Origin of the sequence: Lysinibacillus sp. NPDC096212 (assembly GCF_044763105.1) — a bacterium.
Classification (GTDB): Bacteria; Bacillota; Bacilli; order Bacillales_A; family Planococcaceae; genus Lysinibacillus.
This window is the reverse complement of the sequence record NZ_JBIWFQ010000005.1, coordinates 41763-53919: the sequence shown is the minus strand read 5'-3', so window position 1 is coordinate 53919 and position 12157 is coordinate 41763. Positions and strand designations below refer to the sequence as shown.

General features: G+C 39.6%; 12 protein-coding genes. 8 read left to right on the top strand and 4 right to left on the bottom strand.

Annotated features, from left to right (window positions below):
- Positions 1-68 precede the first annotated feature (68 nt).
- From ACIQ7T_RS06680 to cysI, 6 genes are all read left to right on the top strand, one after another.
- Positions 69-278 carry a hypothetical protein gene (locus ACIQ7T_RS06680; protein WP_370078055.1) on the top strand — a complete coding sequence of 70 codons (210 nt, stop codon included), beginning with the start codon at positions 69-71 and terminating at the stop codon, positions 276-278.
- A gap of 270 nt (positions 279-548) precedes the next feature.
- On the top strand, positions 549-1325 hold the full coding sequence (gene cobA / locus ACIQ7T_RS06675) for a uroporphyrinogen-III C-methyltransferase (RefSeq protein WP_402869278.1): 777 nt from the start codon (positions 549-551) through the stop codon (positions 1323-1325).
- Positions 1326-1337: 12 nt separating this feature from the next.
- Positions 1338-2078 carry a sirohydrochlorin chelatase gene (locus ACIQ7T_RS06670; protein WP_402869276.1) on the top strand — a complete coding sequence of 247 codons (741 nt, stop codon included), beginning with the start codon at positions 1338-1340 and terminating at the stop codon, positions 2076-2078.
- Positions 2078-2227, top strand: a complete 150-nt coding sequence (locus ACIQ7T_RS06665) for a YezD family protein (RefSeq protein ID WP_370042262.1) — start codon at positions 2078-2080, stop codon at positions 2225-2227. Before ACIQ7T_RS06670 ends, ACIQ7T_RS06665 begins: the two co-directional genes overlap by 1 nt.
- Positions 2228-2290: 63 nt before the next feature.
- Positions 2291-4078, top strand: a complete 1788-nt coding sequence (locus tag ACIQ7T_RS06660; RefSeq protein ID WP_402869274.1) for an assimilatory sulfite reductase (NADPH) flavoprotein subunit — start codon at positions 2291-2293, stop codon at positions 4076-4078.
- 17 nt (positions 4079-4095) lie between these two features.
- Entirely contained in the window at positions 4096-5817 is a 1722-nt protein-coding gene (gene cysI / locus ACIQ7T_RS06655; RefSeq protein WP_402869272.1) for an assimilatory sulfite reductase (NADPH) hemoprotein subunit, read from the top strand.
- 247 nt (positions 5818-6064) lie between these two features.
- On the opposite strand, the gene ACIQ7T_RS06650 is transcribed toward cysI, so the two are convergent.
- From ACIQ7T_RS06650 to ACIQ7T_RS06635, 4 genes are read right to left on the bottom strand one after another with little or no spacing between them, the layout of a single operon-like run.
- The gene (locus tag ACIQ7T_RS06650; RefSeq protein ID WP_402869270.1) at positions 6065-7135 is read right to left on the bottom strand and encodes a sulfate/molybdate ABC transporter ATP-binding protein; all 1071 of its coding nucleotides are present in this window, start codon (positions 7133-7135) and stop codon (positions 6065-6067) included.
- A gap of 16 nt (positions 7136-7151) precedes the next feature.
- A complete protein-coding gene (cysW, locus tag ACIQ7T_RS06645) occupies positions 7152-8027 on the bottom strand; it encodes a sulfate ABC transporter permease subunit CysW (RefSeq protein ID WP_370078043.1) in 876 nt (291 codons plus the stop codon).
- 9 nt (positions 8028-8036) lie between these two features.
- Positions 8037-8870, bottom strand: a complete 834-nt coding sequence (gene cysT / locus ACIQ7T_RS06640) for a sulfate ABC transporter permease subunit CysT (RefSeq protein WP_402869267.1) — start codon at positions 8868-8870, stop codon at positions 8037-8039.
- A 15-nt stretch (positions 8871-8885) separates the two neighbouring features.
- The gene (locus ACIQ7T_RS06635) at positions 8886-9938 is read right to left on the bottom strand and encodes a sulfate ABC transporter substrate-binding protein (RefSeq protein WP_370078039.1); all 1053 of its coding nucleotides are present in this window, start codon (positions 9936-9938) and stop codon (positions 8886-8888) included.
- A 432-nt stretch (positions 9939-10370) separates the two neighbouring features.
- On the opposite strand from ACIQ7T_RS06635, the gene ACIQ7T_RS06630 reads away from it, so the two are divergent.
- Together ACIQ7T_RS06630 and ACIQ7T_RS06625 are read left to right on the top strand one after the other, a co-directional pair.
- Positions 10371-11072 (top strand): phosphoadenylyl-sulfate reductase, encoded by a 702-nt coding sequence (locus tag ACIQ7T_RS06630; protein WP_402869265.1) that lies wholly within the window; start codon positions 10371-10373, stop codon positions 11070-11072.
- Positions 11073-11084: 12 nt separating this feature from the next.
- Positions 11085-12149: a sulfate permease gene (locus tag ACIQ7T_RS06625; RefSeq protein WP_370078035.1), complete on the top strand. Its 1065-nt coding sequence runs from the start codon at positions 11085-11087 to the stop codon at positions 12147-12149.
- The last annotated feature ends 8 nt before the right edge of the window (positions 12150-12157 follow it).

Sequence of the window (12157 nt, the reverse complement as noted above, 5' to 3'; positions counted from 1 at the left end):
AATAGGCAATAGACATGTGATAAATGCATCCTCCTACATAAGATAGAATAAAAAAAGGGAGGAAGCTTATGACATTCTTCGGAGGTTTTCCAGGAGGCTTTATGCCAGTAGGTGGGCCGTTTTTCCGACCGCCATTTTTCGGGCCGCCATTTTTTGGACCACCATTTTTCGGGCCGCCATTTTTCGGCCCACCGTTTTTCAGACCGCCGTTTTTCGGTCCGGGTTTCAGACCAGGTTTCAGACCAGGTCCACCATTTAGAGGTCCTCGTAGATTTTAATTCAAATAAGATAGATCTCAAAAAAACCAGATGTCAGCAAGTGACACCTGGTTTTTTCTTTAATTAAGTAAATAAAATAAATATCATATTCTAGGCACTAAATAAACTGTTGACAGAATATACTACATTATATATTATTCTTATTATATTACTAAGAATTAAATACGTAGCTGACTAGCAAACTAGAGGCTCAAATTATTCACAGACATTGCTCTGTCCATGAATGATTTGAGTCTTTTTTTTCTATCTGACAAGAGGGAGTGAAATCAAATGGGAAAAGTTTTTATAGTGGGTGCTGGTCCTGGTGATGTTGATCTTATCACGGTAAAAGGATTACGGTGTATCGAATGTGCTGATGTCATCCTGTATGACAGACTCATTAATAAGAATCTACTATCCTATGCTAAACAAGAGGCTAAGCTTATCTTTTGCGGTAAGCTACCGCAGCAGCACGCCATGATTCAAGAGCAAATTAATCAATCACTTGTCAGCCATGCACAGCAAGGATTGATTGTGACGAGATTAAAGGGAGGCGACCCCTTCGTGTTTGGAAGGGGGGCTGAGGAAGCAGAGGTGCTAGCTCAGCATAATATTCCATTTGAAATTGTGCCTGGCATTACTTCAGGGATAGCAGCTCCTGCCTATGCTGGGATTCCTGTTACACATCGTGACTTAAGCTCAAGTTTTGCAGTGGTTACTGGACATATGAGAGAGGGCAAGGATGATGCCATCCGATGGGCAAGTCTGGCGAAAGGGATTGATACGATTGCTATTTATATGGGGGTCGGTAACCTTCCCTATATCCGTCAGCAGCTACTTAAGTATGGCCGTGATCAAGAAACACCAATAGCGCTCATTCATTGGGGTACATTTTCTCAACAAAAAACAGTCACAGGTACTTTAGCTAATATTGAAGAACTAGTGCAGCGAGAAAATATTCAAAATCCAAGCGTAATTGTAGTAGGGAAAGTTGTGACTTTGAGGGAAACAATTCAATGGTTCGAGCAAAACATTCCACAGCCACAGTTAGCAGAAATTTCTGTGTAAGGATGTGGGGTTATGCAAGCCATTTTATATATCGCTCATGGAAGTAGAGTAAAGGCAGGAGTAGAGCAAGCTGTAACCTTTCTAAAGAGTGTACAACAGGAGATTGACATACCGATTCAAGAAATTAGTTTTTTAGAACTCGCGACGCCGACAATTGCTGAAGGTATAGCAAGCTGTATTAACCAAGGGGCTACAGCTATAGCGATCGTGCCTATTTTATTGCTTGCCGCTCAGCATGCAAAACACGATATTCCGAATGAAATTGAAAAAGCAAAAAAACAGCATCCACAAGTGCGTTTTACATACGGTGAACCACTTGGTGTCCATGAACTATTAATTGATACATTACAGACTAGAATTTTAGAAGCAAGGTGCCCTACTAACGATGCAAGTGTTTTACTTATAGGTCGTGGGAGTAGTGATCCTGAAGTAAAGAGTGTTTTAGCCAAAATTGCGGCAAGATTACGTGATAAATATGCTTATAAAACCGTAGACACATGTTTTTTATATGGAATGGGTCCTACGTTTGAAGAGTGGTTACAACAAGAGAAGAATAGGGCCAATCCAGTATTTATAGTGCCGTATTTGTTGTTTACTGGGATTTTGCGCCAAAGCATAACAAGGCGATTACAAGATTATGAGAATAAGAACGTTATGTTATGTGAAAGTTTAGGCTATGACGACAATGTAAAGAAAGTTTTAGTGGAACGTATTTATCCATTGTTAAAATTTACCGAGGAAGGTGTTTTGTAATGATAGATAAAAGAACTGAAAATGTAAATCTAGCATTAGATAATGTTCGCCAAATTTTAAATACTGTGAACCACGGATCGATTACATTGATTGTGCAAAATTCCTATGTGGTCCAAATTGAAAAGAAGGAAAAAATCCGACTTCGATAATAATGTTTTTGTCAGACAAAATATCAAGAGTAGAAAATGATACGAATACGTGAGGTGGCAAGATTGAAACTGCAAGTAGTGAATAGTCCATTTAATGAGGAGCAGGTAAAGCTGTTAAATGAGCTGCTTCCTAAACTAACAGGAGAACAGAGGGTGTGGTTAAACGGCTATTTAAGTGCACCACTAGCAACTATTGATGCTGTTGTCGAAGAAGCAACGCCGATAGTAAAACCAAGCACCAAGACAGTGACGATTTTATATGGTTCACAAACAGGCAATAGTCAGGGGTTAGCTGAAAAATATGCCTCAGCCTTGAAAGATAACGATGTCGACGTAACCATTTCATCGCTAGCAACGTTTAAACCAAATAATTTAAAAAAGGTAACGAATCTTTTGCTCATTGTTAGCACGCATGGGGAAGGGGATCCGCCTGATCAAGCGATACAGTTCTACGATTTTTTGCATAGTAAGCGTGCTCCTAGGTTAGAGCATCTTCATTATTCTGTACTAGCCTTAGGAGATAGTTCTTATGAATTTTTCTGTAAAACAGGAAAGGATTTTGATGAGCAGCTTGCAAAATTAGGGGCAACTCTAATCGTCCCTCGCACAGATTGTGATGTAGATTATGATGACACGGCTGCACAATGGTTTTCTGCTGTTCAGCAGGAGTTGTTGCAACAGACCGATTTAGCTGCTACATCTACTACACAAAATCAGACAGTACAAGGAGACACTACATATTCTCGTAAAAATCCGTTTTATGCAGAAGTACTTGAAAACATTAATTTAAACGGCCGAGGATCAAACAAAGAAACACGCCATATTGAATTATCCATCGAAGGTGCAAGTTTCCACTTCGAACCAGGAGATAGTATCGGTATTCAACCAGATAATGATGAAAATCTAGTAGATGCTTTAATCACTGCGCTACAGTTTGATCCACAAACGGATGTAACCGTCTTCGAAGAAACGCTACCATTAAAGGATGCATTACAAAAAAAGCTAGAAATTACTGTACTGTCAAAGCCGTTGTTACAAAAAATTGGTGCCTATACGATCCATGAGCAATTTACAAAGCTACTTGAGGACTCTAATTCCTGGAAGGACTATGCAAAAGGAAGAGATTTACTTGACGTTGTGCAAGACTTTGCACCATTTATATGGGATGCGCAGCAATTTGTAGATTTACTACGTAAAATTCCAGCACGTCTATATTCCATTGCAAGTAGTCAAAAGGCAAATAGTGAAGAAGTACATTTAACAATTGGGAAAGTAAGCTATGAGACGAATGGACGACAACGTCTTGGTGTTTGCTCCGGAAGTGTAGCGGAACATATTCAAATTGGAGATACATTAAAGATATATGTTCATAAAAATCCGAACTTTAGATTACCGGAGCATGAGGATACACCGATTATTATGATTGGTGCTGGCACAGGTGTAGCCCCGTATCGTGCATTTTTGGAGGAGCGTGAGGAATTAGGCGTCGAAGGAAAAGCGTGGCTAATTTTGGGGGATCAACATTTTGTCACTGACTTCCTTTATCAAACGGATTGGCAGCGTTGGCTTGCTGCAGGCACGCTCAGTGAAATGCATGTCGCCTTTTCACGTGATACAGATAGAAAAATATATGTTCAACATAAAATTGAGGAAAATGCTGTCGCCTTTTATGAATGGCTAGAGCAAGGAGCTATCATTTACGTCTGTGGCGATGAAAAATCAATGGCTGCTGATGTTGATGCAACAATACTTCGCGTTATTGAACAACAGGGACAAAAAACGCCAGAGGAAGCGAAAGCCTTTGTTCAAGAGCTAAAACAGCAGAAACGCTATCAACGTGACGTCTATTAATAAAGGAGCGATAACAAATGACAGGAAAAATTATTCTACCTCCACAACCAGGGAAGCCTAGTGATGTAGAACGTATTAAAACCGACAGTAATTATCTACGCGGGACATTAGAGCGTACGATGAACAATCCATTAAGCTCAGGTATTCCAGAGGATGATAATCGTCTAATGAAGTTCCATGGTAGTTATTTACAAGACGACCGCGATCTTCGTAATGAACGCCAGCGTCAAAAGCTTGAGCCTGCCTATCAATTTATGGTGCGTGTACGTACACCGGGCGGAGCAGCTACTCCAGCACAATGGCTTGTAATGGATGAAATGGCGAGAAAGTATGGTAACGGCTCCTTAAAATTAACGACACGTCAGGCATTCCAAGTGCACGGTATTTTAAAATGGAACGTCAAAAAATATATGCAGGAAATTAATGAGGTGTTATTAGATTCTCTAGCTGCCTGCGGAGATGTCAATCGTAATGTCATGTGTAATGTGAATCCCAATCAATCCGCATTACATGAGGAAATCTATAATTGGTCTGCCAAATTAAGTGAGCATTTACTGCCTAGAACACGAGCTTACCATGAACTATGGCTAGATGGTGAAAAGGTAGTTGACACTCAAGATGAAGAAATTGAACCTATATACGGTGCGCAATATTTGCCACGTAAATTTAAAATTGGTATTGCTGTTCCGCCAAGTAATGATGTGGACGTATTCTCACAAGATATAGGGTTAATTGCAATTGTTGAAGAGGATAAGTTAATAGGCTTTAACATAGCAGTTGGCGGAGGGATGGGCATGACACATGGCGATCATGAAACATACCCACAGCTTGCTCGTATAATTGGCTTTATCACACCTGATAAACTACTGGAAACAGCGGAGAAAATTATTACGATTCAGCGCGATTATGGGAATCGTTCGGTTCGTAAAAATGCACGTTTTAAATATACAATTGATGCTAGAGGACTTGAATGGTTTAACGAAGAACTAACACGTCGTCTAGGCTGGGATATTCAAGAGGCTCGTCCATTTACCTTTAATCGTACAGGTGATGAGTTTGGCTGGATTAAGGGTGCAGAAGGCCAATGGCATTATACATTATTTATTCAAAATGGTCGTATTAAGGACTTTGAAAATTATGAGCTACTAACAGGATTACGAGAAATTGCGAAGGTGCATACGGGTGATTTCCGCTTAACGCCAAACCAAAATTTAATGATTAGTAATGTAACGCCGCAAAAGAAGAAAAAAATCGCTGCTATTATTGAGCAATACAAGCTTACAGATGGTGCACACTATTCTGCATTGCGTCGTAATTCGATTGCTTGCGTATCGTTACCAACATGTGGTTTAGCCATGGCAGAAGCAGAGCGTTACCTGCCTTCTCTTATTACAAAAATAGAAACAATCATCGATGAAGCAGGCTTAAACGATACAGAAATCGTTATTCGCATGTCAGGCTGTCCGAATGGTTGCTCACGCGCAGCAATGGCTGAGATTGGCTTTATCGGTAAAGGTCCAGGAAAATATAATATGTATTTAGGGGCGAGCTTTACTGGTAATCGTCTCAATAAAATTTATCGCGAAAATATAGGTGAAGAGGAGATTTTAGCGGAGCTTCGTCCAATCCTTCTGCGCTATGCGAAGGAACGTCAAGATGGCGAGCATTTCGGTGATTTTGTTATTCGTGCTGGCTATGTAACAGCTGTTCACGACGGACGAGATTTTCATCATAAATAAAATAGTAGCCCTGTAGCAAATTTCTTTGCTACAGGGCTTATGTTGTTGTGTCTTATTAAATAAAGTCTGGGTCTTCGGCAAAATGAGGGGTTGATTTCCGTTCCGACTGGACGCTTAGTTGTGTGACTAGTAGCCTAGAACGGAAATCATCATCATTTAAAGCGGCAGAACATTTCACAATATTTCCTTGATCATTTTGTTTTTCAACACTAAGAGCCGTGTAGCAGAAATTTGCTACACGGCTTTTTTAAATGGAAAAGTCTTCGGGGATAAAGACTTTTAATTGCTTTGGTCTGACAAATACATGGTCACCAACCTTAAGCTGCAGATTAGTAAATTGTTCTTTAGTCAGTTCTGCCTCTAAAAATTCATCTATATCTTCACGACGTAGCTCAATCTGCACGATAGGTCCGAGCAAATGAATATGGCTTACTTTGACGGGGACGGTGCCAGGTACGTTAGTTTTCTCAATATGAATATCATGGGGACGTACATAGCCTACTGCATGATCCTCTGTATGTTCTTGTACGCCAGGTACATCAATCGCAAATTCACCATGCAGGAGCTTACCATTATGTAACCGTCCTTTAAAGAGATTCACATTACCTAAAAAATCATAAACAAAAGGGCTCTTTGGGTTTGTGTATACGTCGTCTGGGCTACCAATTTGCTCTATCTTGCCGTTGTTCATCACGACAATTCGGTCTGCAACATCAAGTGCCTCTTCCTGATCGTGTGTAACAAAAATGCTTGTTATATGAAAATCATCGTGAAGCTTTCGTAGCCAGCGCCGCAATTCCTTGCGTACCTTAGCATCCAGTGCTCCAAAAGGTTCATCTAATAAAAGCACCTTGGGCTCCACGGCGAGAGCTCTAGCAAGTGCAACACGCTGACGTTGCCCACCTGAAAGCTGAGTTGGGTAACGATCAGAAAAATTATCTAGTTTGACGAGTCGTAGAAGTTCCATCACTTTGTCCTTAATTTCAAGTTTAGAAGGTCTTGTTTTACGAGGGCGTACTTTAAGACCGTAAGCGACATTGTCAAAAACTGTCATATGGCGAAAAAGCGCATAATGCTGGAATACAAAGCCTACATTTCGCTCCTTTGGATGACGATCTATCATCGATTGACCGTCAAATAAAATCTCGCCAACATCTGACGTTTCAAGCCCAGCAATAACGCGTAGTAAAGAAGTTTTGCCAGAACCAGATGGGCCGAGAAGGGCAACCAGTTCCCCTGATTGAATATGAAGTGAAACATCTTCTAAAGCTTGAAAGGAACCGAATTTTTTAGATACATTTTTAATTTGAATGCTCATGCTGACAATACCTCCTTTAGGCAGATTTTGATTTCCAAGCAATAATATCTTTAACGATAAGTGTAATAATGGCGATCACGCTCATCAATGAAGCAACGGCGAAGGCTGCTGCAAATTGGTATTCATTGTATAAAATTTCAATATGAAGGGGCATCGTATTTGTCATCCCTCTAATATGCCCTGATACAACAGAAACGGCACCAAATTCACCGATTGCCCGAGCATTACATAGGATAAGGCCGTACAATAAGCCCCATTTGATATTTGGCAATGTCACATGCCAAAATGTTTTAAAACCATTGGCACCAAGTGAAATGGATGCCTCCTCCTCAGAAGTGCCTTGTGTCTGCATAAGAGGAATAAGCTCCCGTGCAACAAAGGGCAACGTGACAAAGACAGTAGCTAGGACAATACCAGGTAGCGCAAAAACAATGTTAATGTCATGTTCAAATAGCCAATCCCCAAATAGTCCCTGTGAGCCAAATAACAAAATAAATACTAAACCTGCAATAACAGGAGATACTGCAAAAGGAAGATCGACAATCGTAAGTAATAGATTTTTCCCTTTAAAGTTGAACTTTGTTAAAGCCCAAGCAGCCATAACTCCAAAGATTGCGTTTATTGGTACTGCAATCGCGACGACAGTTAAGGTTAACTTAATAGCCGCCAATGCATCTGGATGTGTGATAGCTGCTACATATACGTCTACTCCTTTTTGAAAGGCAGTGGAAAAAATTGATACTAGCGGAAGCACAATGAACAATGCTAAAAAAGCTAGCGCAATAAAAGTTAGCGTATATCGGACAAAGCGAGGCTCTTGTAAGGCAGCAGACTTTGTCACTGCATTATTTTTTTCAGGAGCAACTTGCTGTATAAATGTTGACTGTTCCATAAATACCTCCTAATGTACAAAGCGACGATTTGCCAACCATTGTATTAAATTAATGCTAAATAATAGGATGAAGGACGTGACAAGCATGATCACTGCAATAGCAGTTGCACCAGCGTAGTCATATTGTTCGAGCTTTGTCATAATAATTAATGGCGTAATTTCAGTCTTCATCGGCATATTCCCGGCGATAAAAACAACAGAACCATACTCTCCTAGTGCACGTGCAAATGCTAATGAAAAACCTGTTAAAATGGCAGGAGCAAGCTCTGGAAAAATCACTTTACGAAAGGTTTGTAGACGAGTTGCTCCAAGGCTTGCAGAGGCTTCCTCAACCTCAGCACTAATATTTTGTAAGACAGGCTGCACAGTACGAACGACAAATGGTAGCCCGATAAATGTAAGGGCAATGATAATGCCGAGTGGTGTAAAGGCAATTTTAAAATTGAAAAATTGACCAATCCAACCATTTGGTGCATAGAGTGATGTTAAGGCAATGCCTGCTACAGCAGTTGGTAAAGCAAATGGTAAATCGACAAGCCCATCGATGATTCGTTTAAAGGGAAAGCTATAGCGCACAAGCACCCAAGCAATGATTGTGCCAAAAATAACATTTAATAAACCAGCAGCGAGAGCTGTACTGAAGCTTACCTTATAGGAAGCAACAGCACGAGGGTCGGTCACAATATTAACAAACTCTGTCCAGCTTAGAGACATTGTATGAATAAAAATCATCGATAGTGGCAATAAGACTAGCAAGCTAACATATAACATGGTATAGCCAAGAGAAAGGTGAAAGCCAGGGATAATGCGGCGTGTTTTCTTATTAGCAGTTAAACTACTCATAATAGATAGGTCTCCTTATTGAGGTACATAAATTTCGTCGAATGTACCACCATCTTTAAAATGTTTTGCTTGTGCTTCTGCCCAGCCACCGAAATCATCGATTGAAACAAGTTCAAGTTTTGGGAATTGCTCTTGATATTTTGCTAGAATTTTTTCATCTCGTGGTCGATAGTAATTTTTAGCAGCAATTTCTTGACCCCGCTTACTATATAAATGCTTTAAATAGGCCTCTGCTACTTCGCGTGTACCTTTTTTATCAACGATTTTGTCAACAATTGCCACAGGAGGCTCAGCTAAAATACTTAAAGAAGGTGTAATGATGTCAAACTCATCATCACCCAATTCATTAAGCGATAAATAGGCTTCATTTTCCCATGCAATTAAAACGTCACCAATTTTACGTTCAACAAAAGTTGTTGTAGCGCCGCGTGCACCAGAATCCAGCACCTCCACATTGCTATATAGAGCTTTCATAAATTCTTTTATTTTTGCCTCATCATTGTTATATAATTTCCCTGCATAGGCCCAAGCGGCTAAATAATTCCACCGTGCACCACCAGATGTTTTAGGGTTTGGTGTGATGACAGATACATCGTCTTTTATTAAATCATCCCAGTCTTTAATACCCTTTGGATTGCCTTTGCGTACTAAAAAGACAATAGTCGATGTATAAGGTGTAGAGTTATTTTCAAATTTTGTTTGCCAATCTTTTTTTAATAGGCCTCGAGCTTGTGCAATCTCATCAATATCGTAAGCTAGTGCTAGTGTCACAACATCAGCCTTCAGACCATCGATTACAGCTCGACCTTGTTTACCAGAGCCACCATGTGATTGTTTTATCGTTACATCTTGACCGGTTTCATCCTTCCATTTTTTTATAAAATCTTTGTTGAACTCCTCGTAAAGCTCACGTGTTGGATCATAAGATACATTTAATAGTTCTACAGTTTTTTTGGTATCCTGAGCACCTGTATCTTTTTCCGAAGAGCTACTACCACAACCTGTTAATGTCAGCGTTAATGCAGATATCAATGCTAACGATTGGAAAAGTTGTTTTCTTTTTTTCATAAAATATATCGCTCCTTTTTTGTCTAGAGAAACAAAAGGCCATCTACCAATACGATTTATAATCGTCATAAGTAGATGGCCTTCAGATCCTCTGATCAGCATTTTATATTGGTTTGGTTCAAAGCTTAGTTATACATTAAACATATATTTCCTATTAGTCAACATGGAATTAAAGATATTACTTTTGACCGGGATAAAAAATTTGGACTCATTGAAATGAATTTTTACAAAAACCTAGTTGACTACTAGGTGTACTTTAGTATATATTGGGTAATAAGAAAAATGATTGTAGAACGGGGTAGGCAATACTAGTGAACAATCATTACATAATGAACTAATAAGCTGGCTAGTAAAACTAGAGGCGTTTTAACAAAGACATGTCTATATATGTCTTTCGTTAGAACGCCTCTTTTTCGTTATGAGGGGGATTATATGCTAACATATGCAACTTGGCATGAGCCAACATTGAATTTTCAGGTAGACGAAACGTATAAGGGTGCATTGGAGGTTTTACAGTGGAGTTATGCTGAATATGGTGAGGATATCGTCTATGCATGTAGCTTTGGGATTGAGGGAATTGTCTTGATTGACCTTATTTCAAAGGTGAAGCCTAATGCTACGATTATCTTTTTAGATACAGATGTTCATTTTAAGGAAACATATGAAACAATTGATAAAGTAAAAGAAAAATATCCGCAGCTTAACATTATTATGCAAAAACCTGCACTGACACTCGAACAACAGGCAATAGAATTTGGTAATGAATTATGGAAGTCTAATCCAAATAAATGCTGCGAAATTCGCAAAATTGTGCCGTTACATGAAGCGTTAGCTGGAGCAAAGGCTTGGATTTCAGGCTTACGACGTGAACAATCACCAACCCGACAAAATATGAACTTTATCAATCATGACGATAAATTTAAATCCATTAAAATTTGTCCACTCATTCATTGGTCATGGAAGGATATCTGGCGGTATGTTTCAAAGCATAATTTGGCGTACAATCCTTTACATGATAAAGGCTATCCAAGCATTGGCTGTGAGCATTGTACAAAACCAGCATTTACAATGGATGATTTGCGTTCAGGTAGATGGCAGGGGTCTGGTAAAACTGAGTGTGGATTACATGAGTAAAGGAGTTTTGCCATGCTTGAATATGTAGCAATAGCGATTAGTTTATTTTTTGCGATGAATATAGGTGCTAGTGGAGCGGCAGCCTCAATGGGAGTTGCTTACGGAGCAGGTGCCATCAAAAAAGCTTGGCAAGCATTGCTCATTTGCTCAGTAGGAGTTTTTTCTGGGGCAGTTCTTGGAGGTGGAGAGGTAGTAAAAACAATCAGCTCCGGCATAATGCCGCAGGAGTACATTACAGTAAAGATTGTCATTATTATATTGGTTTCTGCGACAAGCTCACTATTTCTCGCCAATCTTTTAGGCATTCCGTTATCAACAAGTGAAGTGACAGTAGGAGCAGTTGTAGGTGTAGGGATTGCCTACAAAGTGTTATATATTAAATCATTGCTTGTCATCATATCGTTTTGGGTAATAGTGCCAATCATAGCGTTTGTCATTGCATTTGTCTTTGGGAAGTGGCTGTATAAATTACGAGTTAAAGGTTTGTTAAAAGATCATCCAATATTAACGATTCTCCTTGTGTTTGCAGGATTTTTCGAAGCATTTTCAGCAGGGATGAATAACGTAGCAAATGCAATTGGGCCTCTTGTTGGTGCAGGAATGATGAGTGTAACAACTGGAATATTGCTTGGTGGGGCATTTGTGGCGCTTGGGGCGGTGCTACTAGGAAAACGTGTGCTTGAAACAAACGGAAAAAAAATTATGCGCTTTGAAAAGGCAGAAGGAATATTAATATCGAGTACAGGTGCATTTCTAGTCGGTATAAGCTCTATCTTTGGGCTTCCCGTACCATTAACACAAGTAACATCCTCTTCGATTATCGGAATGGGGATGGCCAAAGACGGGAAACAAATTTTCCATAAGCATATTGTGAAAAAAATAATCCGTATTTGGATTGTCTCGCCAATCCTTTCTTTAGCCATTTCCTATTTTTTAGTACAACTTTTTTTAGAGAAAGATGTCTATGCCATCGTATTAATTGGCAGTATTATTGTTGGAACACTGGGTGTCATTAGTTTAATGCGAACAATGCGTGAAGAAGAGCGCTCAATATACGATGCGGGTGAAGGAATTTAAATATCCGG

Bases quoted from the DNA above. Each gene is read 5' to 3' on its own strand.
- ACIQ7T_RS06635 (WP_370078039.1), bottom strand. From the start codon at position 9,938: ATGAAAAAAAGAAAACAACTTTTCCAATCGTTAGCATTGATATCTGCA.
- ACIQ7T_RS06625 (WP_370078035.1), top strand. From the start codon at position 11,085: ATGCTTGAATATGTAGCAATAGCGATTAGTTTATTTTTTGCGATGAAT.
- ACIQ7T_RS06680 (WP_370078055.1), top strand. From the start codon at position 69: ATGACATTCTTCGGAGGTTTTCCAGGAGGCTTTATGCCAGTAGGTGGG.
- cysT (WP_402869267.1), bottom strand. From the start codon at position 8,870: ATGAGTAGTTTAACTGCTAATAAGAAAACACGCCGCATTATCCCTGGC.
- cobA (WP_402869278.1), top strand. From the start codon at position 549: ATGGGAAAAGTTTTTATAGTGGGTGCTGGTCCTGGTGATGTTGATCTT.
- ACIQ7T_RS06630 (WP_402869265.1), top strand. From the start codon at position 10,371: ATGCTAACATATGCAACTTGGCATGAGCCAACATTGAATTTTCAGGTA.
- ACIQ7T_RS06670 (WP_402869276.1), top strand. From the start codon at position 1,338: ATGCAAGCCATTTTATATATCGCTCATGGAAGTAGAGTAAAGGCAGGA.
- ACIQ7T_RS06665 (WP_370042262.1), top strand. From the start codon at position 2,078: ATGATAGATAAAAGAACTGAAAATGTAAATCTAGCATTAGATAATGTT.
- ACIQ7T_RS06650 (WP_402869270.1), bottom strand. From the start codon at position 7,135: ATGAGCATTCAAATTAAAAATGTATCTAAAAAATTCGGTTCCTTTCAA.
- cysI (WP_402869272.1), top strand. From the start codon at position 4,096: ATGACAGGAAAAATTATTCTACCTCCACAACCAGGGAAGCCTAGTGAT.
- cysW (WP_370078043.1), bottom strand. From the start codon at position 8,027: ATGGAACAGTCAACATTTATACAGCAAGTTGCTCCTGAAAAAAATAAT.